The 25073-nt window shown below is 38.7% G+C and carries 27 protein-coding genes; 4 read left to right on the top strand and 23 right to left on the bottom strand.

The window, feature by feature from the left end:
* Positions 1-5: 5 nt before the first annotated feature.
* The 20 genes from ACGLXV_RS19740 to ACGLXV_RS19640 all read right to left on the bottom strand — a co-directional run bounded on the left by ACGLXV_RS19740 (position 6) and on the right by ACGLXV_RS19640 (position 16763).
* Positions 6-740, bottom strand: coding sequence for a polysaccharide deacetylase family protein (locus ACGLXV_RS19740; RefSeq protein ID WP_391560020.1), 735 nt, complete (start codon positions 738-740; stop codon positions 6-8).
* 56 nt (positions 741-796) lie between these two features.
* Entirely contained in the window at positions 797-1528 is a 732-nt protein-coding gene (locus tag ACGLXV_RS19735; RefSeq protein WP_391560019.1) for a hypothetical protein, read from the bottom strand.
* Complete coding sequence (locus ACGLXV_RS19730) at positions 1518-2024, bottom strand: RNA polymerase sigma factor (protein ID WP_391560018.1); 507 nt, start codon at positions 2022-2024, stop codon at positions 1518-1520. The genes ACGLXV_RS19735 and ACGLXV_RS19730 overlap by 11 nt, the downstream gene beginning before the upstream one ends.
* A gap of 236 nt (positions 2025-2260) precedes the next feature.
* Positions 2261-2854, bottom strand: a complete 594-nt coding sequence (locus ACGLXV_RS19725) for a YitT family protein (protein ID WP_391560040.1) — start codon at positions 2852-2854, stop codon at positions 2261-2263.
* A gap of 478 nt (positions 2855-3332) precedes the next feature.
* The gene (locus ACGLXV_RS19720; protein ID WP_391560017.1) at positions 3333-3569 is read right to left on the bottom strand and encodes a hypothetical protein; all 237 of its coding nucleotides are present in this window, start codon (positions 3567-3569) and stop codon (positions 3333-3335) included.
* A 100-nt stretch (positions 3570-3669) separates the two neighbouring features.
* Complete coding sequence (locus tag ACGLXV_RS19715; protein ID WP_391560016.1) at positions 3670-4395, bottom strand: CPBP family intramembrane glutamic endopeptidase; 726 nt, start codon at positions 4393-4395, stop codon at positions 3670-3672.
* Complete coding sequence (locus tag ACGLXV_RS19710; protein WP_391560015.1) at positions 4392-4901, bottom strand: hypothetical protein; 510 nt, start codon at positions 4899-4901, stop codon at positions 4392-4394. The genes ACGLXV_RS19715 and ACGLXV_RS19710 overlap by 4 nt, the downstream gene beginning before the upstream one ends.
* The gene (locus ACGLXV_RS19705; protein WP_391560014.1) at positions 4901-5344 is read right to left on the bottom strand and encodes a MarR family winged helix-turn-helix transcriptional regulator; all 444 of its coding nucleotides are present in this window, start codon (positions 5342-5344) and stop codon (positions 4901-4903) included. The genes ACGLXV_RS19710 and ACGLXV_RS19705 overlap by 1 nt, the downstream gene beginning before the upstream one ends.
* Positions 5345-5526: 182 nt before the next feature.
* Positions 5527-6315, bottom strand: coding sequence for a helix-turn-helix domain-containing protein (locus ACGLXV_RS19700; protein WP_391560013.1), 789 nt, complete (start codon positions 6313-6315; stop codon positions 5527-5529).
* 168 nt (positions 6316-6483) lie between these two features.
* Complete coding sequence (locus tag ACGLXV_RS19695) at positions 6484-7752, bottom strand: alpha/beta hydrolase-fold protein (RefSeq protein ID WP_391560012.1); 1269 nt, start codon at positions 7750-7752, stop codon at positions 6484-6486.
* Positions 7753-8003: 251 nt separating this feature from the next.
* Positions 8004-9713 (bottom strand): carboxylesterase/lipase family protein, encoded by a 1710-nt coding sequence (locus tag ACGLXV_RS19690; RefSeq protein ID WP_391560011.1) that lies wholly within the window; start codon positions 9711-9713, stop codon positions 8004-8006.
* A 350-nt stretch (positions 9714-10063) separates the two neighbouring features.
* The gene (locus ACGLXV_RS19685; RefSeq protein WP_391560010.1) at positions 10064-10594 is read right to left on the bottom strand and encodes a GNAT family N-acetyltransferase; all 531 of its coding nucleotides are present in this window, start codon (positions 10592-10594) and stop codon (positions 10064-10066) included.
* Between the two features lie 23 nt (positions 10595-10617).
* Positions 10618-10833 (bottom strand): hypothetical protein, encoded by a 216-nt coding sequence (locus tag ACGLXV_RS19680; RefSeq protein WP_391560009.1) that lies wholly within the window; start codon positions 10831-10833, stop codon positions 10618-10620.
* A gap of 180 nt (positions 10834-11013) precedes the next feature.
* Positions 11014-12342 carry a 6-phospho-beta-glucosidase gene (locus ACGLXV_RS19675; protein ID WP_391560008.1) on the bottom strand — a complete coding sequence of 443 codons (1329 nt, stop codon included), beginning with the start codon at positions 12340-12342 and terminating at the stop codon, positions 11014-11016.
* A complete protein-coding gene (locus tag ACGLXV_RS19670) occupies positions 12339-12665 on the bottom strand; it encodes a PTS lactose/cellobiose transporter subunit IIA (protein ID WP_119708031.1) in 327 nt (108 codons plus the stop codon). Before ACGLXV_RS19670 ends, ACGLXV_RS19675 begins: the two co-directional genes overlap by 4 nt.
* Positions 12666-12678: 13 nt before the next feature.
* Positions 12679-13425: a chitin disaccharide deacetylase gene (gene chbG / locus ACGLXV_RS19665; protein WP_391560007.1), complete on the bottom strand. Its 747-nt coding sequence runs from the start codon at positions 13423-13425 to the stop codon at positions 12679-12681.
* A gap of 19 nt (positions 13426-13444) precedes the next feature.
* On the bottom strand, positions 13445-14758 hold the full coding sequence (gene celB / locus ACGLXV_RS19660) for a PTS cellobiose transporter subunit IIC (RefSeq protein ID WP_391560006.1): 1314 nt from the start codon (positions 14756-14758) through the stop codon (positions 13445-13447).
* Between the two features lie 12 nt (positions 14759-14770).
* The gene (locus tag ACGLXV_RS19655; protein ID WP_119708028.1) at positions 14771-15076 is read right to left on the bottom strand and encodes a PTS sugar transporter subunit IIB; all 306 of its coding nucleotides are present in this window, start codon (positions 15074-15076) and stop codon (positions 14771-14773) included.
* 837 nt (positions 15077-15913) lie between these two features.
* A complete protein-coding gene (locus tag ACGLXV_RS19645; RefSeq protein ID WP_391560005.1) occupies positions 15914-16249 on the bottom strand; it encodes a hypothetical protein in 336 nt (111 codons plus the stop codon).
* 61 nt (positions 16250-16310) lie between these two features.
* Positions 16311-16763, bottom strand: coding sequence for a hypothetical protein (locus ACGLXV_RS19640; protein WP_391560004.1), 453 nt, complete (start codon positions 16761-16763; stop codon positions 16311-16313).
* Positions 16764-16918: 155 nt separating this feature from the next.
* Between ACGLXV_RS19640 and ACGLXV_RS19635 the strand changes: the two genes are divergently transcribed.
* Positions 16919-18205 (top strand): ATP-binding protein, encoded by a 1287-nt coding sequence (locus ACGLXV_RS19635; RefSeq protein ID WP_391560003.1) that lies wholly within the window; start codon positions 16919-16921, stop codon positions 18203-18205.
* A 30-nt stretch (positions 18206-18235) separates the two neighbouring features.
* Complete coding sequence (locus ACGLXV_RS19630) at positions 18236-19504, top strand: MFS transporter (RefSeq protein ID WP_391560002.1); 1269 nt, start codon at positions 18236-18238, stop codon at positions 19502-19504.
* Between the two features lie 26 nt (positions 19505-19530).
* On the opposite strand, the gene ACGLXV_RS19625 is transcribed toward ACGLXV_RS19630, so the two are convergent.
* Positions 19531-20304, bottom strand: coding sequence for an SDR family oxidoreductase (locus tag ACGLXV_RS19625; protein ID WP_391560001.1), 774 nt, complete (start codon positions 20302-20304; stop codon positions 19531-19533).
* A gap of 247 nt (positions 20305-20551) precedes the next feature.
* Here ACGLXV_RS19625 and ACGLXV_RS19620 point away from each other — a divergent pair, with 247 nt between their 5' ends.
* On the top strand, positions 20552-21523 hold the full coding sequence (locus tag ACGLXV_RS19620; RefSeq protein ID WP_391560000.1) for a nucleoside hydrolase: 972 nt from the start codon (positions 20552-20554) through the stop codon (positions 21521-21523).
* A gap of 54 nt (positions 21524-21577) precedes the next feature.
* Here the strand turns inward: ACGLXV_RS19620 and ACGLXV_RS19615 are convergent, their stop codons facing one another.
* Positions 21578-23620 carry a methyl-accepting chemotaxis protein gene (locus ACGLXV_RS19615; RefSeq protein ID WP_391559999.1) on the bottom strand — a complete coding sequence of 681 codons (2043 nt, stop codon included), beginning with the start codon at positions 23618-23620 and terminating at the stop codon, positions 21578-21580.
* Positions 23621-23838: 218 nt separating this feature from the next.
* On the opposite strand from ACGLXV_RS19615, the gene ACGLXV_RS19610 reads away from it, so the two are divergent.
* Positions 23839-24231: a hypothetical protein gene (locus ACGLXV_RS19610; protein ID WP_391559998.1), complete on the top strand. Its 393-nt coding sequence runs from the start codon at positions 23839-23841 to the stop codon at positions 24229-24231.
* A 364-nt stretch (positions 24232-24595) separates the two neighbouring features.
* On the opposite strand, the gene ACGLXV_RS19605 is transcribed toward ACGLXV_RS19610, so the two are convergent.
* Positions 24596-24865, bottom strand: a complete 270-nt coding sequence (locus tag ACGLXV_RS19605; RefSeq protein WP_391559997.1) for a hypothetical protein — start codon at positions 24863-24865, stop codon at positions 24596-24598.
* Positions 24866-25073: the final 208 nt, after the last annotated feature.

Genomic DNA, 25073 nt, shown 5'->3' with positions numbered 1-25073 from the left:
GCATTTCATTTCCCCTCAACAATCTCTGCAAATTCCTCAAGAGTAGTGGAATACGTAATATAAATTCTCGGTAAAAAGTAAAGCTCATCCTTCAAGCCCTTCTCAGAAAATAATTCAGGAGTTGTCGTTAGTCCAAACCTATAGTACTTCTTCGTTTCTTCTACCACCTTTCTATTTGTATTGCCATATGGGTAAGCAAGAGCAATCACTTGTTCGCCCGTTATCTGTTGAATTTTTTCTTTGGACTTTTTTAGTTCGATTTCAAAATTGGTTATTTTCGTCAAATCAGGATGTGTGGCGGTATGAGACTGGATCGAGATCATACCGGAACCAACCATCATTTTTAGATCCGATGATGATAATCGGTTGGAACGGCCGATAAAGTCAGAAAGAACAAACACCGTACCGGTTGGTTGAAACTTTTCACTTTTTAGTTTTTGAAAAATGGCAAATGCATTCAGATTGTTTTTGTATCCGTCATCAAAGGTAATGAAAATTGGCTTTTTAATTTTATTTCGGTCTTCCCATTGTTCAAACGTTAATAAGGTAAAACCATGATCTCGTAAATATATCATTTGTTTCTCGAAATTTTCAGGGGTTACATATAACTCTTTAGAACCCACACCCTTAAATTCATCGATCGAATGATAAATTAAAATAGGGACTTTCTGCTGAGCGAAAACTTGTGATGGAAGCAGGACAATAAGAAAACATAGGAACACTATTGCACTCTTTTTCATAAATTCCCTCGCCTTTATATACCTTTTCCACTTATTGTTCCTCAATTATTTGTTCTTTATCTCTCTTCATTCGCTTGAAGTGGCTGATTTGCTAAAATCGTTTCTACTTCTTCGTACCCCTCTAAAAAGGCAAAGTTATACCTTGCTGGAAGCGCAAAAACATACTCATTATTTTGCCCTAATAAAGTTGGACCAACAGGAGCAGCACCTATATGAAATTCCCCTTTTTCAAGCGAGGACCATTGAGTAAGAGTAAAAATCAATATCGGAATATCTTGTCTTGGCTTTTCCTCTGACCATTGAGGATGCCTAATGAAAAGAATGGGACCATGTTCCATTGTATTATTTTGTTCTGAAATCCCTTCCCAAGAATCCGATACAATCTGGTAATCACCCCAACTTTTTGGAAGGTTAAAAGTAAAACCATATTCTGTATTTTTATAAAGAATTTCTGTGTCTTTATTCTGATCAATAACCTCTTTTTCATGGTCCACTATCGTTTCATCTGTTGGTGTTTGTTCATTTGGATCAGAACTAGATGGACGATCCTCATTTATTGGAAGGGTAAGAATGGCGAATAACACGAGGGCTGCTACACTAACTAAACCTAATGAAATCTTTTTCATAATGGTCACTCTCTTTTTCTTTTTATCATAAGAACTTGCAAACTGTAATACATTTTCATGGATGCGATTTTGGGTTTCCTTTGTAAACTGTTTATCATAATCCGGTTCAGGTAAGGATCGGATGTTTCTCTCTAAATCATGAAATTTCTCATTATCTTTCATATAGAAAATCCTCCTTTGCTTTTTGCAGTGCCTTTAGTGCACGATGATAGGTGATTCGAACCTTATTTTCATTCCACTGTAATATGGATGCTGTTTCAGATACAGAAAGTTCTTTAATTCCTCTCAGGATGATAACATCTCGATAATTTGATTTTAATGCTTGGATCGCCTCGTAAAGTAACCGGTTATTTTCATTTTCTTGAAAAATGATCTCCGGTGTTTCCTTTTCTGTTTTCTCTTCCCAGAACCAAAGCTTTTGCATCATCCTTACGCGCTTCCTTTTTCTCATTTCATCCATCCCTACATGGCGTGCAATCGAAAAAAGCCAGGTTTTAGGACTCGATTTTTGCTGAAACGTATCAAAGCCTTTAATGGCTCGGATAAAAACTTCCTGCACCAGATCCTCAACATCACTCGACCCAATGTAATAAACCAAAAAATGATAAATATCTTTGTTGTACAAGTAAAACCACTCCGAAATTTTGTTGCTAATCATCAGCTGGTCAACTCCATTTTCCCCCCGATTTTTTATACTCATCAATTAGTCGATTCACAGCCACATTTATTTCACACTTTTTACAAATATCTATTCTTTATAACGTTTTTTTAACTCCCTGCTCGAGTAAAAAAAGAATTTGACATTCAAGTTTTGTTTAATAGTAAAAGGCATCCCTATTTTAAAGGAATGCCCGTTTTCATATAAGTTAGATTTTGCACAACTAATGAAGATTTCTAACCATTTTCTGTTTTGTAGTTCCATGTACAAAAGCTAGTAAAAAAGCCTACAAAGATCACGGTCAAAATCGACAAGAGAAAGGTATCTTTTGAAATGAGCCATCCTCCTATGGAAATCACAACCGTATCGATGACAAATATGATCATTCCAACATTGATGTTAAAAAATTTTGATATAAATTGGGCAATGAGGTCTGTTCCTCCTGTACTTGTTTCATATCTAAGCATGATCCCAATACCCACTCCAATAAAAATCCCTCCCAATATCGAACTAACTATCGGGTGAAAAATCATATCAGATGGTAAAAGTTGAGAAGAGGCCAGTAAATCAATGATAAAGGAAGATATGAGCATCCCATGCAAACTATTATAAAAATAATTTTTGTTATATAACCAAGCTAGCACAAAAATCGGGACACTCAAAAATATAATGACTAAACCCGCTTGTATCCCCGTTAAATACTTTATTATTAAACCAATCCCAATGATTCCACCATCAAGTACCTCAAAAGGAACTAAAAAAAAATTGATACCAAAAGACAATAACATACTGCCAAGTAGGACAATTCCTGTTTTCTTAAGGAAATACACCATGTTGACTCATCTCCGAACTATTTATGGCCTGTCCTTAATATATGCTTTTTATGGTGGTTTCTTTCATAAAAAAAAAGCCACTAGTGCTAAAATAAAGGGTTCCGTTTTGAGGTACTATTTTCAAAATACGTGCCGAAATGACAGTTATATGGGCATCGCTATTGGTATATAAAAAAGTAAAACTCATAAGATGTATTGTCCTTAATCGAGTAACCAGCTAAAGTAAAATAAGCGGATATTTTTCCGTTAAATGCAGAATGGAGCTTGTTATGAGGTGAATAAGAGGAGTTTTTCCGCTTACGCAAAGCAAAATCACTCCTTTTCGATTTTTTTGAGCCAATAGGTGGAATCTCTCCGTCTATTTTAATGTTTTTTAATAATAATTATTAATTAGGCGGAATTTCTCCGCCTATTTCTCAACTCGGGTGCTTAAAAAACTACGCTCCATCATAAACCAAAAATAAATCTGTTAAGTTTATTCCGAACTTTTCTTATTTGTCAGTAAATAACCACATACAAGTACAACTGCAATGACTGCAGAAATTACCGAATATCTTAAAATATTAAAGAAAAACTCTGGGTAAGGTGTCACCGTAAATGTAGTCATCCCGTCTACGTCTATCGTGTTTTGTTCCCTTTTCATAAAAATAATTAATAAGAAGAAAGAACCTATAAATGAATATATCCCTGTTTTCACTAAAATTTTCTCCATGAGTTAATTCCTCCAGAAAATTTTTCTATCTTCCCTTTGATTTTACCATAATTATCCTGAAAGTACTTGTTAAAATAGGTATTAAACAAATCGGGTTATTTCATTCCTCATCATCCCCGATCTTTCCTACATAATCGATGAGGAAGTGCAAAATCATCAGAGGGACAATCGAGTCTAATCCAATATATAAAATGGCGAAAAACAAGCCAAACAATGAGGTTTTAATGACATTCAGAATTCCTTGGTAAGTGTGGGCCAAACCAAATAACAAGGAGGAAAGGATCAACACGGGCCAAATGGAAAGACCCGGAAATAGCTGAAATAGGACAAAAATTAAAAACCCTCGATAAATGATTTCTTCCGTGATTCCCGCTGTCCAAGACACATACGTCCATACACGTTTGTCTTCTTTCGAATGTGGCAAGATGTCTTTAAACGCGATTTTCTCGTGCTGTCTTTTCTTTAGCTCGGCAATGTCGGTTCTCATTTTTATACTAACCTTGGAACCTACTAAATAATATATGAGACTAACCAAATAGATCCCTGCTAATCCGAAAGAACCATACGTGACCCAAGGTCCTAAAGTTGATGTATTAATGGAGATTCCTTTTAAGCCGATGTCATGGAAGTTCAAAGGACCAAATGCAGTTACTCCAAGGATTATAAAAGTTGGAATCCAAAGTCCGAGCATGACTTTTTTATAATACTTCACTCTCTCCAATGGAAATTGTGCGACTCTCCGTTTAAATTTCTGATAATCAAAATAACCATAGACGGGTTCGTACGTCACGAGAAATAGAAGGACGATCCAATAGAAAATACTCAATGATTTCCCCTCCCTTGATTCACTAGTTCATAAAAGGCACGTTCATCGTCAACTGTGAAAAAAATTCGTTGTATGGTTTTGCTTTTGTTTTGGATCGGCTCCGATAAAACGATTTCAAAAGTCGGTTCGTCAAAACCTAATAACGAGAGGTCGAGCACTTCTTTATTTTTTCGGTCATTCTCAAAGTTCAATTTTCCACTCTTGATCTCTAAGATATCTGAAAGCTGAATATGAACAGCCGGGCGAAGTCCTACTTTTATGATGAGTTCGTCGTTTTGAAGGATGATAGGGTTCTTGTTGACCGCTCGTAAATCAAGGATGAGGAAAAGAATAGTGGATATTGATAATAATAGATGAATCCAGTGAAGAAAGGGGCTCCATTTGTAGAGTAGATAGGATACCCCCACCGTTTCTACCATACATACACAGACCATCGCAATGATAAACCCCGTGTACCCGGACTTCTTATGATACGTGAATTGCTGATTGACAACAGCCGTCTCCATTACCCTTCCCCTCCTCTCACGACGATTTGGTGGAGCTTTTTCAAAATTTCGTGATACTTGATAATATCCTCTTCTGGAAGCTGCAGAAAGTATTTTTCTAACACCCTTTCATCAATCTCAGTCATTTCGTTAAAAAAGGCCTCTCCCTTTTCATCAAGTAACACAAACACCTCTCTTCGGTTGTCCTTGTTCACCTCCCGTTTCACGTACTGCTTTTTCTCCAGCTTTTGGACAAACTGACTTGCTGCACTTGGGGTTCCATTGATGATATTGGCTACTTCGTTCATCGTCAGTTGTTGTTTTTTCTCTAAAATGCTTAAAACGAGAGATTGCTTTTGGGATAACTCATTTTCGTCGAGTAGCTTTTTATATTCGTTGATAAAAACAAATTTGATGTCTTCAGAAAAATGATTGGCTTCGATGAGAATTTGTTTTATGTCCATAGGGGTTCTCCTTTCTTAAGAAGAATGAATAGTTTAGTTTTATTAAATATTAAGTACACTTAAATGTTACACCATATTTTTCCTAATAGCTAGAAAAATTTACAAATAAAAAACCTGAAATCGGTATGACTTCAGATAAATTACGAGAAAGTATAAAAACCCTTTTTGGTCCCCTAGCTACATTATTTTGATGGATGTTTCGTTAAACCATTTGATTTAAAATTCTCTTTTAATTCCCTAAATTGCGTTGGTGTCATTTTTTCCAAGCGTTTAAAAATATTTGATAGTGTTCTATAGCTGTAATAGCCCACTTTATATGCGATTTCAGAGACGCTCTGTTGTGTGTTCTCAAGTAAGTATTTCGCTTCTGTTATTCTTCTTATTTGGATTAATTCGAGGATATTATAACCGAATTCTTTCTTAAACGTATTAGAGACATATGAATGATTTAATTCAAAATTCTGAGCTATACTGTTTAAGGTAAGCTCCGGGTCTCGGTAATTCGTATCAATATAATTCAAGACTTCTTTCATTTTGCTGCTGTTTTTCAAATGATTTTCAAAATCTATTATTCTTCTATAAACCACTAATAACATCCTCTCGATCTCATGGAAATCATTCGTAGTTAACATTTTGTTGATTTCAGAAAACGATAAAAGGTCTTCTTTCTTTGTACCTTCTTTTGAAAGGGAAAGATGTTGAATTTTAAACATTAAAATATCTAAAAATCCGTATACAACTTGTTTCTTTATATGATTGGGCAATGGACTTCGTTGTATCAGTCCCAATAATTCTCTGATTGATTGATCTGCACTTTCTAGATCACCCTCAATCAATTGTTTTACGATTAGAAACTGTTTTTGAATTCTATCATTAGTAAATACTTCAAATTCAATGAACATATTTTCTGAGTCTTGCATAGATGCGTCCATTGACTGAATATCTGATTGGGCTCTCATTGAAAAATCCATCTTCCTCTCTTTTAAATCGTTTGTACGAACGTTAATTATGATATAAATTTTATCAAAATTAATGTAACAGTTCCAAACGATTCGGAAAAATCAGACTTTAGTAGGTGGTTTATTATAGAAAAAAAACACTCCTATACGAGTAAAAGTATAAGAGTGTTTACGAACCTACTATTTCCACACTACGTCTGTTAAGAATTTATTCAATAATTGAGGCCATGTGAACCAATCATGAGCACCATTTACATTTTCAAATTCGTAAGGTATTTGGTTTGCGTCTAGTACTGACATGAATTTTAGGGTATTTATCTCCGAATTAAAGCCTACATCATGGTATGCCATATCATACCATGCCGCAGCCACGAATAGCTTAGGTTTACGTAAGTCATCTAAATTGTAATTACTTAAATCAACCCTGGCATCTGCTCCACTAAAGATCCCGAAATATCCAAAATTAGTTGGATTGCTGTAATAAATGTTCGTAGTGGTTAAAGCTCCCATGGAAAGACCAGCAAATGCTCGATCATTGGAATCTTTAGAAACATGATAGTTTGATTCCATAAATGGAATTATATTTTCCATCATATTTTTTGTAATTTTAGCCATGTCCCAACCAAATACGGAATTATTCATCGTTACCACAATCACTGGCTCCGTTTTCTTCTGTGCAATTAGGTTGTCAAGAATATTGGCAGCGCTACCTGTATTAAACCAATCCGCTTCATTACCACCTCCACCATGTGAAAGATAGATCACTTTATACGGCTCATTGCGATTCGGATCATAACCGTGTGGTAAATAGATTCCTAGAGACTGATCGGTTGTTAATAATCCACTGGTTGAATATGTTTCAAAGGAAACACTTCCAGTCTTTGCTCCTTTTTTTGGTAATACATAGGAATAATCAAAGGATTGTTTTTTTGAATCAAAAGGTACATAGGCCATGCTTAGATTCTGTTTCCCAGTATCCTGGTTTGCGATTGGCATATTTGATGGATCTGCAATGGTTACCCCATCAACAATATAGGAATATGGGTACCCGCCACTAGGAAGTGGCATGCTTATTGTCCAAAAGTCAGTTCCTTCTACTTTCGTCATTTCCTTTACGTATGGCGTGCTCATATTTAACGGAAACATTTCTTTTGTCCACTCTTCTGGACTATACGTTGGTACATTTTCAATTGGGTAGTCTACACCGGGATTTGCAAATTGGAATTGTCCATAAAACTGAACGGAATTAGCCGTTTCATTCTTATATACAAAAGTTGCTGTATATCCTGTAGGGGAATGATTATCACGATTAACAGTTACTCCTTCTTTTTTTACACCATTTTCCACATTCACCCCAATATCTTGTGCACTAACTGGCAATGCTAAGACGCTCGTTATAAATATGGCAATTAATAAAAAATACATATACCTTTTTAACAGTGATTTCATTTTTTACTCCCCTTTCAAACTATTTATTAAGATCTATAACACTAGTAAAAAGCTTCTTCTTCTCCCTCCCCTCAATTCTCCCAAAAAGTTGTAAGCGTTTTATAATTTGATCATATCAAGAGTAGTCTTTTACAGAAAGTCTCACTTTTTTAGTGATGTACTCATTTTTTTCTCTAGATGCTCTATCAAATAGGTTAAAAAGAGCACTCATTAAATGAATGCTCAATGAAACAGAGGCGCTATTATCATCATTATTTAAGATCTTCCTCTGTCATTCCAAAGGCTTTTAAAACTACGTTTCGGTTTAAAGCATCTCGCAATGGATAAGGAGTGCTTGTAACATTTTCAGCCTTCCCATCAAACCATCTTACAAATGCAGAATTTTCGCCAGTTTTATAGCTCGTTTCCTGCCACTTCGCTAGACCATTTCCATTTGGATTCCCTTTTTTTACAAAATTAGCATAGTAAGAGGACATCTTCTCTGCCATGGAGTAATCTGCAGGGGTCCAGGATCTCTGACCAGCAGTATTTCTTATTGAATTGAAAAAGTACCATAATTCTGAGGAATGAAATGCGCCATAAAATTCTTCATTTCTTCCAGGAGGAGCATGATCGAAGTAGTAGGTGTAAACATTTAGGTTTTTATTATGTGCTTGTATATATTCGGCTGATAGAAGGTATGTTTGATGTAACTGATCACTTCGTGCACGTAAAGATAAGTTATAGGCTTCCGTTGTGTTTGTAGGATTGTATGCCTTTGAATATTCCTCCCCATATGTTGCTTTCATCGTATTTTGAAAATCCTCCAACGACATGTTAGACGGTCCAGGAACAAGCGATGTCATTTCATCTGCTGTACCGCCAATCATAATATCGATCCCATCTAAGGCACCGTCTCTCATAAGATCAACAGATTCTTCTGTGAACACATACCCATCCAATATGTACCCACCACCTTGTAAGGAAGCTGCCGTTAATGAATCATACAGAGTTTGGGTTCCATCAGCGGTTTTTGTTGTCATGTAATATTCCGCAGGTAGAGCTCTTAACTCATCTAGACTCATCTCTTTTCCGAAAGCCTTCGTAACAGCATTTTCAGCCTGGGTTTCTGTTGCTTTAAGAGGTTTATAGGCTGATGCACCTTGTGCCGTTAATAGGCCGTAAAAACCACTTTGAATAATAGCTCTATTAAATAAGCCATCAGCTAATGGCGTTCTTAAAAGCGCCGTTACATTCATCGCTCCAGCCGATTGTCCTGCAATGGTAACTTCATTTGGGTTTCCACCAAATCCAGCAATATAATCATTCACCCAATTTAAAGATTTTACCAAGTCCAATACGGCATAATTGCCTGACACTCCCTGTTCACTTTCTTCTGATAACTCTGGTAGGGCTAGGAATCCAAACATGCTTACACGGTATTGAACCGTAACAACAATAATCCCTTTTTCAGCTAACTTTGATGCATAAAACTCCATTTCCGATGCATGCCCATGATTATTTCCTCCGCCATGGATGTAAACAAGTACAGGGAGCTTATCGTTTGTTTTTTTAGCAGGAGTATACACATTTAGGTTTAGTCCATTCTCACTTGCTTTAGGAGTAAAGCTATCATCGAAATAAAACTCGTCTCCCCAAAACGTTCCAACAGGATTTAAATTGACCTCTTGCATGACTTGGTCGCCCCAGCTATCACTTACCTTTACTCCATTCCATGGCTCCACTGGTTGAGGTTCCTTCCAGCGGTTTTCACCAGCAGTAGAACCCGCAAATGGTACTCCCTTAAATAACTGAACACCGTCCACATCTGTTTTTACGCCTTTCACTAACCCGCCTTCAACCTTTACGATATCTACTTTCTTCCCCTCCTGTCGAGCTGCTTGAGATTGTAAAGGTTCAATGGTGGAAAAAACACAAGCAACAGATAGAATCATCACAATTAAACTCTTAAATGTCTTCATTATCCATCCCCCAATCCTATTAAATTAGATTTGTTCTAGGATGTAGCCCTTTTGTGAATGCGCTTACAAAATATTTTTGAGCATAAAATCGTCCTAAAAACATTTACATACTAAACCTCCTCCTATTTTATAAAATCTCTACAGATTAATTTTATATTTTTACAATACATTTATAATCTTTTTCAATAGTAAGGAATTGGTTTCATCTGGATTTTTTTAATTTTTCAAAAAAAATAGCTGAGGACATTTTATGTTCTTCAGCTTTCAAGGTTATATAAACATCTGTTTCAAGTAGATACCTTTAAAAATCTCGCTTTCTCATAGTCTGCTTCTCCAACCTCAGGTCCTCTTTAATTAAATTCCTCATTAAGGATGCCGTATTGAGCCAAATCATAGTATTGACCAAAACGGGAAACATGCTGTCTCAACGTTCCTTCGTATTTGAGACCGATTTTCTCCATGATTCTCCACGAGCCTGGGTTGGTGGTAAAGCTTTGTGCGTAAATTCGGTTAAGCTGGAGTACTTCAAAACCATATTGTAGAAGAGCCTTTGCCGCTTCGGTTCCGTAGCCTTGTCCCCAATAAGGCTTTCCGACCCAATACGCAAGCTCCCCACGGTTAAAGGTGGAGTTAATGCTGATGGCCATCAGTCCAATTAGCTCATTCGTATCTTTTTTTGTGATCGCGTAAGTGACTAGTTTCCCCTTGCTCTCAGATTCTTTTACACTATGAATAAAGACCACTGCTGATCCCTTTGGATACGGATGAGGAATATTCAGTGTCGTTTTTGCCACATCATAGTCTCCTGCTAATTCTTCAATTCGCTTGGCGTCGGTTGTTTCCAGCTTTCTAAGGATTAATCTTTCGGTTGATAGCGTCATTAGGGCCACTCCTTTTTTTAAAATTAAGCTCCTAGCACCCAGTGAAAAAGCTTTGTATAAGCAAAAGGCAGGCTGATAGCAACAATTGCTCCAACAGCCACGGAGGAACCAACGTACAAAATGAGCTGGCGAAAACTAATTTCTTTACGTTTATAAGCGATATGTAACACTTTGATCATGAATGATACGGTCATCAGGATAATGAGAGCTGAGAAAATACTAGTTATGATAACGGGCATACGTAACCGGACCTCCTTAATATTTCGTTAATGTAAATTTTACCATTTTCGACCTATGATGAACATAATAAATCAGTCTTTATGGAATCACCAGATACTACACCCATCCAGCACCCTCATCCCACTAAATTCTGGTAACCACCAGCATAAATCACTCCCCAACAAAAAAACGACGTGTTTTCACACGTCGCTCTCTTTAAAAAATTGAGGCAGATGCTCCTTATGCGCCTCTAACATTTCGTCCAAGATCTCTTTCGCTACTGTATCCGACGGAGTCAACGGGTTAATGCACATCGCAAGTAACGCGGTGGAATAGTCACCGGTCGCAGCTGCCTCTGCTGCTATTCGTTCAAACGATTTAATTTGCTGAACCAATCCGCGAACGGCGACTGGGAGGTCTCCCATCGTGATGGGCCGTGGTCCGTCCTTTGTGATGATGCAGCTTACTTCGACGGCCGAGTCGTACGGAATACTTGCGATCGCACCGGCATTCATTGTGTTGACTGGTTGGATGTCCCCTTTATCATTATAAATAGAAGTAATCAGGCGAACGGCGGCATCTGAATAATACGCTCCTCCACGTTTTTCGAGCTGTGGTGGTTTGATGTTTAGGTTTTCGTCCTTGTATAACTCGAACAAATCTTTTTCGAGCCGTTGAACAACTTCGGCTCGCGTGCCTTCTTTTTCGGCACTTTCAAGTGTTTTATCGACCATCGTTTTTGTTTTGTAATAATACATATGGTACGGACATGGCAGGGCATTTAGTGCTTTCAAAAACTGTGGCTCCCACCCGTAGCCTGGGATGTTTTTCACAAAGCTTGTGTTATTCGGATCGGTTAAAAGGGTGAATACTTTTTCCTTCACACTCTCCCCATCCACAAACACATCCAAGCCGTACACCATATGATTGAGCCCCGCAAAATCAATGCGGATACGAGAGTGCTCCACACCCAACAACTTCGCAATTCCCATTTCCATGCCAATCGGAACATTACAAAGCCCGACGACTTTTTTAATAGTAGAATAACGAAGAACGGCTTCTGTCACCATACCAGCTGGATTTGTAAAATTGATCAACCACGCGTTTGGACATAGCTCCTCCATGTCGCGACAAATGTCTAGAATCACAGGAATTGTACGTAACCCTTTAAACAAGCCTCCCGGACCATTTGTTTCCTGCCCGAGCACACCGTATTTCAACGGAATTCGCTCATCCTTCGCGCGGGCTTCCAGCAACCCAACGCGGAATTGAGTCGTCACAAAGTCCGCGTCCTTTAACGCTTCCCGGCGATCCAATGTTAAATGTACATCAATCGGAAGGCCTGCTTTTTTCACCATCCGTTTCGCTAGGTTTCCGACAATCTCCAGTTTTTCCTTGCCTGCCTCAATGTCCACTAACCAAAGCTCACTGACCGGAAACTCGTCGTATCGTTTAATAAACCCCTCCACTAATTCCGGAGTATAGCTAGATCCTCCGCCAATCGTGGCTACCTTGAGTTTTTTTGTCATGCTTCCCCCTCCTGTGAAAACCCTAGTGTTTCATACAAATCCACAAATTCAGATGCCAGATCCTTCACGACGATCGCGTTCATTAAATGATCCTGCGCGTGCACCATTAACAGCGAGACTGTAGATGGACCTTCTCGTATTTCAGATTGAATAAGATTTGTTTGTATTTTATGTGCTTCATGTAACTCGTCCGCTGCTTCCTGAAGCTTGGCCCGTGCTCTTGCAAAATCTCCAGCCTTCGCTGCAATGATCGCCTCCATCGAAGAGCTCCGACCGTTTCCCCCGTGTAAAATGATTTGAAACACAATTTGTTCTTGTTCCATGTTTCTCCCCCTCTTACTTGAATACGTCTTTGTATGTAACAAGCTCGATGTGGTTCTCCTCAATCATCTGTTTGATTTCTGGATTGGTTAAAATCGATAACTCCCGTGCACGCTGGACATTGTACGAACTGCCCGTTAGCACCTCTTCGTCAACATACGCTGGGTGAGACATGATTTCTGCGGTTTCATAGGAAGTAGACTTCTTTACTAAGTCTATGAGAGAAGTTGGAGTTAATGTGTTACCGTAAAATTCATACAGAAAGGTTTGGGTGGTTTGTAGAAGTTGATTGCTTGAATGATTGTTATCAGCTGACACCTTCCGAATCGGAAGCTTGAAGGCATTGGCCAATTTTTCCACAAAAGGATAGATCTTTTCCTGTCCGTGGACATGATGATGCCCGTCCAAGTGTGTCGGAGTTAAGCCAAATGAGAAAAACTTCTCGATTTGAGCATTCAGTTCTTTTTCAATGTCATGAGGATCTGCCTTTTCAAGCATTTCTTCCATTTTGTAAAATCGGCCTGTACCATCGACGAGCGATGGAACGTTTGAGTGGACAGGATATCCACAGTCCAAGACAAGATGAATCCCGACTCCCAACCCTGGATGGGCAAGCGCTAGAGCTGCGGCGTGCGCAGCTCCAGGCATATTGACCATCATGGTGGTTGAGGAGACGACTCCGTGGTTGTAAGCTTCAAGGATTCCTAGGTTGACTCCTTTCGAGTACCCGAAATCATCGGCGTTGATCACTAACTTTGTCATATGCTCCTCCTAAAATGCTTTAATTCCCTTGTTCCTCCGCATACTTCTGGCGATCCCACATTCTAAAGAATGGATAGTAAATCGCAAAGGTGACGCAGAAGTTAAAGAGTTGCAGCAGGGCTCCGGAAATCTTCCCTCCTGTTGCTAAATAACCTCCAATGATTGGTGGCATCGTCCATGGCACCGCAATACCAGCTGGTTTCGCTACAAGACCGGTGCTCATTGCGATATAAGTGGTAATCACAATCGAAAGTGGTGCTAAAATGAACGGAACAATCATCAGCGGGTTCATGACGATTGGCATCCCGAACGTGATCGGTTCGTTAATATTGAAAAGTCCCGGTCCGAACGCTAGCCGCCCGAGCTGCTTCATTTGCTGACTCCGCGCCCTTAGTAGCATCATGACCACTAATGCGAACGTCGCTCCAGATCCTCCGATATAGACAAACAAGTCAAAGAACTGAGCAGTGAAAATATTCGGTAACTCTTCCGCTCCCTCTTGGAAAGCAAGGCGGTTTGCATCCGTTGACGCTAACCAAATCGGACCCATAACGCCACCAACGATGGAGGCACCGTGTAATCCACATGACCATAAGAGCTGTACAAGGAAAACGGCTACTAAACTACCAATCAAGCTTCCACCGAGCACGCCAAGTGGCTTTCCAAGAAGCTCTCCGACGATATTGTGTAAGCTCACGAAGTCTGTATTTTCTACTAATATACGTAAAATCCAAACAACGAAAATAACAATCGCACCTGGAATTAACGCAACGAATGATTTACTAACTGCGGGCGGAACTCCATCAGGTAGTCTGAAAACAATATTCTTCTGGATAATGTATCGATAAATTTCAGTAGACAGCATCGCGATTAACATCGCCACGAATAACCCTTTACTTCCCATCAAAGCAGCAGGAATCGCACCGCCAACCATAACGGCATCTGTTGCTCCTTCTGCTAAAAAGGACACTTCAAATGGAGTGGCAAGCAGGAAGGCAGAAACCGAAATCGCACCCGCAGACAATGGTTCCACATTGTACTTTTCCGCTAACCGGTAGGCGATCCCGAATCCGGCGATGAGCGCCATGATGTCAAAGGTCGCACCCACAGGATAGAGCAGCTTCGTGAGCCACTGGTCCCCAAAAGTATTCGCCATGAAGTCTTCATAGCCAGGAATCGGCAAAAATCCGAGTATTAAGAAAATCGAACCTATAATAATAAGAGGCATCGTTAAAATAAGTCCATCACGCAAAGCTTGTAAATGACGCTGTCCGGCAATGCGTCCAGCCACTGGCATTACCTTGTTTTCCAACACATCCGTAAATTTGCTCATTCCAATCACTCCTTATTTGGTGACTAACTGTTTTGCAAATTTCAACACTTCGGCGCCATTACATGTTCCATAGTGCACGGTATTAATCATGTCCACCGGAATCCCTTTTTCATGGCCTAGTTTTTTCAGTTGAGGCAGCATGTAGCGAACCTGTGGACCCACGAGCAGCACGTCTGCATTATCGACGTGATTTCGAACCACGTCCGCGGATACCGCCCAAATTTTCGCCTCTAACCCCTGTTCCTCCGCGGACTTCTCCATTTTCGTCACTAATAGACTCGTAGACATTCCCGCGGCACAACATAATAAAATCCTCACTTTGTCCCCTCCCTTTCGTTTCAATTCTAGCTGGTTGATTCTCGGTGTATTTCATTTTATGTTGAAACCGTTTTCATATTCTTCTTTTCCCAACTAAAAGTGAAAAAAATGGTTCTAAATTTGGGAGGTTGCTATTTAGATAGATGGAGCCGAGAGTGGTTGGAGTTGTGGAATGTAGCGGATATTTGTGAAATAAGAGCTTCCTATACTTGATGAACATCAATTAACGCTGCGATTGAAGCTGAAATGATCATCATAGCATCGATGAACTTCATTTTGGGCTTTGGTTAAACCTAAAATGACCTTCATAGTATCGATGAACATCATTTCGGCCTCGGTATAAAGCTGAAACGATCTTCATAGCATCGATGAAGATCGTTTTGAAACTATTTTTATGCCATAACGTCTTTCATCACCTTTACGAAGAACATTTCAAACATCTACCTACACCGGAACGTCCTTCATCTATGAGTTTTTCCAAAAAGAGTGACTGGATTTTGGTTAATTTCAAGCAGCTAATTCAAACACATTCTAAAACCCACCAACTGGGAAACAATTACCATTGAACAACATTCACTATTATATTAATATAACAATACAAGCTGCGTTGTTCGTATTCATAAGTAAGTTTTAACCTTTAAGCTGTAATAGGGAGTTTAACATTGAAACAGGAATGACAAGTCTCCATCTATATGATTTGGAGGACAGGCAGGAATGTTTCTGCGGACACCCACTTTGAGGAGTGGTGGTTTAAAACTTTCTTACACTACGTACGGCAAAGGCGGCGCTACATATGAAAACCAGTTTCCCTTGGGAAGCTGGTTTTTTTAATCGCAATTATTCAGCATAACTACGTGCCATTGAGGATGGCGAAAAAACAACTCTGTATGCTGCACCAAGTTCTTTTTTCACGCTTTCTGTAAGTCTTTCTCCTTGTTTGTTATGTTTCTCTTCCAATTTAACACCATTTTCAACCAACTTATCTGTGTCCCAATCGATCCACTCACCGTATTGGACCATCCAGTTCAACAATTCTTTCTTTAATTCCATAGATAGTGTGAATGGGTCGAGGTCAAAATTGTATCCGCATCTTTGACACCAGAAAGGATCTGCCCCAACATCCGCTTCCACTCTTATTTCATTACATTTCTCTTGTTCGCAATTACATTTCATATGATCACTCATCCTCATGTGGTTCTAATCCAGATACACTTGCATTAGTGGATTAATTTTATTAAAAAACAGCCCAAACCATACCCATGCATACTAGCCAGATTCCTATAGGTATACACAAACTTTTCAACGCTTGTCCCCACGGGTAATGAGGCTTACGTCTTCTTAATAACCGATCAGTTATAAAAAATAGGACGGATGCTCCAAAGCTAACCCACTTCAAAATGGAGCCAAAAAGAATATGCAACCCTGCTGAAACGACCCATTCGGTCTTTTTATTCTGTTTTGAAATAAACTCACCGATTTTGTCACTAATCATCGATGTACTTACTCCGTAGATTAAAATAACTGGAAAGCTATACATCATATAAACAGGAATAATCGTAATAGCGGAAACCAAATATCCTTGGCTATTGGATTCACCGAGAGTATTAAATACGAATCCTAAAATAATCGTAAAAATAGACCCCGATATGGATGCAGCGATGATTTTTCTAGGTAAAATTCCATTCACTCTCCTTCTATTTTTCTTTTTATCTATCATAACATAAATTTCCATATTATAATTTGATTACAACAGCAAGAAAGTAACGTAAAATATGTTAATGTTTTTTCTAATCACCCTATATATAATAGAATCAAATGGTTGAATCTGTCGGAGGAAGTCTCATGGAAATCACTCAACACTTCTTTTTTAATCTTTCCTTAATCATCATTCTCTTGTTCTTTGCACTTGTATGGTCAGCCAAGATGAGGAATTTTTCTATTTCTAAACGGTTTTCACTGTTTTGGGGCATAGTTCTCCTTTGGTCATGCTTCCAGTTCTCTTACCATCCCGTTCCACATATTTCAATGGATTTACGAGAGCTTCCCGTGCTCATTGGTGGACTTTACTTAGGTATTGGACCCATTCTTTCGATTATGGTTATTTTTATTAGAGGATTATATGGATTCGATTCAGGATTCTATGCAAATATCGCCCTTTATTTGCCTTTAGCCTTTTTCTTTTGGAAGGTTTACCCCTGGTTCTGGAATCAACGTCCAACACGTCGGGTAGTCATTTCCATCTCGTTTGGTATTGTACTTAGTGTCATAACTGTTTCTTCTTTGGTATTTATGGATTTAAATGTCAATCGATTGGATGCATACATAGCGTATTTAGTTGTTCCTAATTTAGGAATCGCCATGATTTCCATAACTAGTGAGTTTGTTATAAAGAATTTTCATTTACAAAATCAATTAATTAAATCAGGTAAGTTAGAAGTCGTGGAACAAATGGGTGCCGCCATATCCCATGAAATACGAAATCCCCTTACCTCGGCTAAAGGGTTTGTTCAATTGCTACTAGAAGGTCCACAAACATCTCAAAAACATATAGACTATCTGAAGATCATTTCACATGAATTAATTTTAGCGGAACAGGTCATAAAAGATTACCTAACCTTTTCAAAACCATCATTAGAACAAGTGGAACCCATTGATGTTAGCAAGGAGCTCACTCTTATTGTAAAAATGCTGCAACCCACTGCGAATCAAAATTCAGTGGAGGTAATTACCCAAATTGAAAAAGAAGGACATATTATAGGAGATCGCCTAAAGTTTCATCAATGCTTTTTGAATGTGATAAAAAACGGAATTGAATCCATGCCTAGCGGTGGGCAGTTAATCATACGTACAGATACAACCAAAAAAAATGTAACCATATCAGTCATTGACCACGGAATTGGAATGACAAAGGAACAATTGGATCGACTGGGAGAGCCTTATTATTCGACAAAAGGATCAAAGGGTACGGGTCTTGGGATGATGGTGGTATATAGTATTGTGAAAGCCATGAATGGAATGATTCGTGTGCAAAGTGAAGTCGGTATCGGGACAACCTTTCGTTTTATCTTTCCTTCTATCGCCGATTTAGGTGGCTTTTTTCGAAGTAAAACATCAAATGTAATAGAATAATTATTTGTACTCAGAAGGGATCTAATCTACATGAACAAACAGGAAAGCAACTACAGATGGGTAGTGTTTGGCACCGTCTTGTTTGCCTATTTTATTATTGTAAGTCAACGAACGGCACCTGGTCTTATCACTGACCAATTAATGACTGATTTTCAAGTTTCCGCTTCTCTCATTGGACTAATTACGGGAATTCAATTTTTAGCCTATGCAGGACTTCAAATACCGGTCGGATTGTTGTCTGATCGATTTGGACCTAATCATTTTCTGATTTTTGGAACCCTTCTTAATGGAATAGGAAGCGTGATTTACAGTGTTGCCCCGAATGAGTATGTTTTATTGCTCTCTCGAATAATAGTGGGAATGGGAGACGCCACGATTTTTGTCAATTTTGTTTTAATTATGAATCAGTGGTTTAAAGTTCAGGAATTTATTAGTTTATTAGGTGTAGTTTCTATGACAGCCAGTCTTGGATCCTTATCATCTACTGTTCCCTTTTCCGCGTGGATTTCTTTTTCTGGTTGGAGAACACCCTTTCTTACCATCGGGCTTATCCTAGTGGCATCATCGGTTCTTCTCTATACCGTTCTCGTTTCTAAACCTAAAAAACTATTTACAGAAAATCCAAAATCAAAAAAACGTTCGACCATAAAGCGTGAAAGTGTTTGGGCGATTTTAAAGCGAGTGTTTTCCACTCAGCAAGGTTGGGCCACGTTCCTCTGTCACTTTGGAATCGTCGGTACCTATATCGGATTTATCGGTTCATGGGGTGTTCCTTATGGTATTCAAGTGTTTGACTTGTCTCGTTCTGAGGCCAGTCAACTGATTATGTATTGTCTATTTGGCTCCATTATTGGTGGACCGTTAATCAGTTGGATAACAAGCAGATTAGATTCGATCAAAAGAGTTTACACCCTCATTCATATAACCGTCTTTTTTAGTTGGGGAGGACTGTTTTTTGCTGGTGTAAATCCTTCTTTTTTCATGGTAGTAGCTTTGCTTTTTATCATTGGATTTGGAAATGGTGCGAGTTCACTAACATTTGCTGTCGTACGAAAGTCTTTTCCTATAGAAGAAGTTGGTGTGGTATCAGGCTTTGCCAATACAGGCGGATTTCTAAGTGCCGTTTTATTGCCTAGTATTTTTGGAAAGATCCTAGATTTATTCCCACAACAAGCCATTCATATTGGGTATCATTATGGGTTTTTAATTCCCGTGCTTTTTTCATTTATGGGTTTGATCGGAGTTATGTTAATTAAAGAACCTAAAAAGGAAGAAAAGAGAGTTCTAAGCGTCACGTAAAAGGCGGGATTTTCCCCGCCTTTTTGTTATCTTTTAAATCCACCTTCTGAATGAATAATCTGTCCAGTGATCCAGTCCGCTTCTTCACTGACGAGAAACTTGATCGTTTTTGCCACATCTCTTGGCATCCCTACTCGACCAAAAGGAAACATGGGCGTTAACTCCTCTTTCAGTTCCTCCGTCATCCAGCCTGTATCCGTTGGACCTGGGTTCACAGCATTCACCGTAATACCTAAAGGAGCCACTTCAGCTGACAGCGTAATCGTTAACGCATCAATAGCTCCCTTTGTGGTTGCATACGCTAATTCACCTGGCATCGGTCCTTTAAATTGACCGGAAGTAAGATTGACGATTCTTCCACCAGATTTTTTATGAAACCTTTTAGCAAATGTCGTACTAACTAATGTAGTTGCCCGAATGTTTACAAGATAATGCTTATCTAATTCTTCGAAGGTTATATTTGAATAATCATTATTTGTAGAGTAGGCGGCATTATTAATTAAAATATCAGGCTCACCCAACTCTTCACAAACTTGATTGAGTAGTTGCGTGGGCGCATCATCTAGCGTTAAATCTAACTCCATACATCCCACCTTCACCCCTTTTTTCAGCAGTTCTTCTTTTAATCTTTCTGGCTCATCACTCTGAACACTCCAAGGCATCGTTTGATCATATTTCGTCCAGTATGTAAAAAATAAATGGTAGCCTGCCTCTGCTAACTCCTGACAAATAGCCGCGCCAATTCCTTTCAGCCGACTAACCCCTGTAACAATCGCAATTTTATTTTTTAAAAAGCTCATTTTATGTTCCTCCGTAAAAAAAACGTCATATAGGTCAACTGGAAATATAATCACCCATTTACCAAATATCTCCAACCTATCCATTTTAACAATAAAGTCTTAATTTGAAAACGTTTTTTCGGGTTAACGCTTTCACCACTTTTCACTAACTCCTCCGATAAGAATTACCAAATCAAAACAAACAAGTTACCTGTTTTTATCGAGAGCTATATATTATAAAAAAGTCTTAGTAAAACAGGTGAATGAAATGAAAAAAGTGTTGCTATTTGGTGATCCAGGGATTGATGATGCAGTTGCCATTATCTATGCCTTATTGCATCCAGAAATAGAATTAGTGGGTGTAGTTACGGGATATGGAAATGTGGATGAAACACAGGCTGCAAAAAATGCTGCTTATTTGCTCCAATTAGGTGGGAGACAAGACATTCCGGTCATACGAGGAGCAAAAGGACCTTTTTCCGGAGAATTAGTACAGTATTATCCTGAAATACATGGACCAGAAGGGCTTGGACCGATACGTCCACCTGATACCTTTACAGCCAATATTCAGGATTTTTCTAGCATATTTAAAATTATTGAGACGTACAAAAGTGAATTAACGATCGTGGATGTTGGTCGCTCAACCTCACTTGCAACCGCATTTATATTAGCAGGGCCAGAATTTATGAATCAAGTAAACTCTATGTATATTATGGGAGGTGCATTTAATCACCCAGGAAATGTAACAGCTTCGGCAGAGGCTAATTTTTATGGTGATCCAATCGCGAGTGATTTGGTCTTAGAAAAAGGCAGGAACATTACGATTTTACCGCTAAATGTTACGAATTATTCTCTTATATCTCCTCAAATAGTAAACTATATATCCTCACTTAACAGTAATCCTTTCTCAAGCTTATTTAAGCCCATAATGGATTACTATATTAATGCGTATAATAAACTAATCCCTGGCTTACAGGCTGCCGCAGTTCATGATGTTCTTACTCTATACTCCATTGTCAGCCCCGAGTCCTTTCAATTCATTTCGAGGAGAGCGAGAGTTGACATTTCGAATTTTTCTAGGGGAACATCAAGTGCAGATTTCCGAGCAAAACCTGATGTTGAACCGGTGGAAACGCTTGATAAGATCGCTTTATCTTTCAATTACAATGCCTTTATACAGAATTTTGTTTCTGTAATGACTTCGAGATTGCAAGAAAACAATCGAAAGCGAAAGAATTAATTTGACGGAAAAAAATAAGGAAAGATGTATGATTCCCATCTTTCCTTCCCTTTTTTACAGCTTAAATTTGGCTAATTCTAGTTGAAGATCCGTTGCAATTTGTGCTAATGCTTCACTCGAAGCCGTCATTTCTTGTACCATGGCAGCTTGTTCTTCCGTTGCAGCCGATACATTTTGAGCTTTTTCATCATTGGTTACAGCCAATTCGTTCACCGCATCTACTACATCTTTCATTTGATCCACTTCTTTAAGGATATGAACGATGGAGTGATATACCTCTTCCGTGTGCTGCGTCATATTTCCAATCGCATCATAAATTTGATTGAATGATTGTCCTGTTTGTTCAACCACATGAATTCCTGACTGAGTTGACTCAGTACTCGATTTCATAACAGATACGGAGGTACTAATTTCATTCTGAATTTCGTGAATTAATTCCTTAATATCTCCAGAAGCTTTACTTGATTGCTCTGCTAGTTTTCTCACTTCATCTGCTACAACGGCAAAGCCCTTTCCATGTTCCCCAGCTCTCGCAGCTTCGATCGCTGCATTTAATGCAAGCAAGTTGGTTTGTTCAGCGATTGAATTAATCAGACCGACGATTTCTTCAATTTGCCTGGATTTGTTATCTAACTGGTTAATAGACTGAGCTGTTTGTTGAACCGTTGAATGGATCTCATTCATCTGTTCAATGGCCCTTTTCACATCGTCGGTTCCATCTTTGGCGAGAATCGTCGTTTGAGCAGAAGAGTTTTTCACATTTTCTATATTGGACGTAATTTGTTCCATACTTTGATAAATAGCACTCGTACTGTCTTTCATTTGGCTCGTATAATTGTTTTGCTCATTATTATTCGCAGCAACATCCTGGATAGACCCTGCCACTTCCGCTACGGATGAACTTGTCTGTTCGGCACTCGCTGATAATTCTTCTGCACTAGCCGCTACTTGTTCAGAAGAAGAACGGATCGTATAAAACATCTGGTTTAACTGACTCAAGGCTTGATTGTAATGATCACCCATTTGTCCCAGCTCATCACTTGTTTTTATTTGAATCGGATGGGTTAAATCACCCTCCGCAAGGAATCCTATCTTCTCAACAAACTGTTTCATCTTTTTGGACAAGCTCGAACTAAATACAAAAATTAAAGTAATGGACACTACTAAAAAGAACGCAGTAATACCTATTGATTTCAGTAGCAGAGAAGTAATCCCATCATATAGTTCACTTGCAGGGGCTACAGCAACCAGTTTCCATCCTGTTTCAGGAAAGGTAGAGTAAAAAGCTTCCCATTCTTTATTGTTCGTTGTAAAAACCTTGGTTCCATTTTCGTTATCAAGGATCTCTTCTCCTAGTTGTTTTAGCTCGGAATCTTCCATTATGTTCTCGGTCATAGATTTTTCTTTATGGGCGATAAATTCTCCCGCTAAGCCTACAAGGAACAGATGGCCCGATTGTTCAAACTTTTGAGTAACAATCAAGTCTTGTATCGTTGTCAAATCGTAATCTGCCGTAATATTTCCAATGAACTTCCCATCCACAAAAATAGGAACAGATGCTGTAATTAATGTTTTATTTAATCCCTCATCATAGTAAGGCGCTGACCATGCGATCTTCCCTTCCCCGACTTCTTTCCCCTGAATATACCAGTCTAGTTCCGGGTAGTTATATTCAGCAGTTTCATAATCCTCTGTGTACGAAATTGTTTCACCATCTCTATAAACATACGGCCCAAAAAATTCTGTATTCTGGTTATATTGGAATGGTTCCAACCAGATGCCTAGCCCGAATGTATTGGCGTTTAATTTTATGGTTTCTTCTAAGGACTTTTTGTAATCTTCTTTTACGAGAGTGTTCCCTTTTACCTTGTACAACGTGGCAATGGACTCAGCAAGCCTTGTATGGGCCGTGAAACCATGCTCCATTTCCTCTAAAATCGTTGACATCTGGTTATTTACACTAGATTCTGTAAGTACCGTAATTTCTTTTTTCGAGCTAAAAAAGCTTAAAGCCGTGATTGCAATGGTTGAAATAAGAATAATAGGTAAAAACATACTGAGCATTTTCATTTTAATACTACTTTTTCTCTTTATCATAAACCTACCTCCAGGAAATCATGTTTGTTGTGTGATTGTATATATAAATTTCAGATGATAACTAGTTCCCTCTTAACTTATATCGGCCAGTTCCTACACAACTTAATTTCCAATTGTTACAGGTGTGTGGCTAGTTGATAAAATAGCTCAACTAACATATCTCCTTTCCCAATGAATAGTATTAATAAGAGAAACTTCGTTTTATTGGGAGGATTTAAATGAAAAAGTTCATCAGTTTTAAACTTGCAAGTACTAGTATCATAACCATCTGTACATTAGCCCTTTTCATGCATATCCTGATCCTTTTTCAAGTCATTCCGTATCATTTTGTTTGGGGTGGCCGACTAAACAATTCGACTGACTTGTTCATCTTTGAAACTATCTCCATCACCGTGCAAATCCTTTTTCTCTTTGTAATTTTGGTAAAGGCAGGATATATGTTCAAGGGAAAATTCAATAGAGTTGTAAATATGGGTATTTGGGCTATGTTTGTACTTATGATCCTAAATACGATTGGAAATTTAGCCTCTACGTCGTTCTTTGAAACCATCATAATGACTCCAATTACTGCTTTGCTTGCAATATTATTGTTTCGTATAGGTAATGAATAAGGGTTATTTAAGTTTCATTAGAACCTTCGAACAACTCGGAAACAACCTTCGAAAACCTGGATCGTACTTTTTTTACCTTACGAATGATTAGAAAGCCAGCTTCGAAACTAGGAATATATACTTCCGAATCATTCGCAAGCGACCTTCGAAACCCATGAATAAATACATGCGAATCATTCGGAACCACATTTCGAAAGCACCTTTGAATTACCAATTCCTTTTTTGTATTTATTTTATTTCCTGGTTTATATTTAGTATTTACGACTTGGGGCTGGGGAACGGGTTGGGTTGATCTTTGGTTAGCGACTCTTATCGATATGACTATTATGGGACCCTGATTAACTTGCCACGCTTAAGAGCCATTTTAGAAGCGGTGATCAATGAAACAAACAGCTCCCCTTCTACCGCTCCTATTGTTATAAGCTTTTCCTAGGATCATGGTAGCTAGTACGTATCCAATTACAACCGAAATCAAAAGTATAACAAGAGACCCGACCATGGCGAGCTTCATAGTCATTAATAATACAATACCGAACCCAAGCATGGTCATAATCATAAATGAGTTCCAAGCTTGATTGCCTGTTGCTTGAATGATTGCAATGGTTATTTGGACTGGACTTGATGGAATTTGCACTTAGGAGTCCGAATCCAGGGGGTATTCGGCCAGAACTTGATAGAAAATGCCTTTGGGAGTCCGAATCCAGAGGAAATTCGGACAGGATTTGAAGGAATTTGCACTTGGGAGGTCGAATCCAAAGTGGATTCAGACCGAACTTGAAGGAATTGCCTTTGAGAGTCCGAATCCAAGGGGGATTCAGACCGAACACCAAGGAATTTGCACT

The organism is Robertmurraya sp., assembly GCF_036676585.1.
Lineage (GTDB): Bacteria > Bacillota > Bacilli > Bacillales > Cytobacillaceae > Robertmurraya_A.
The sequence above is the reverse complement of the archived record's forward strand: the minus strand, read 5'-3'. Positions and strand labels throughout refer to the sequence as shown.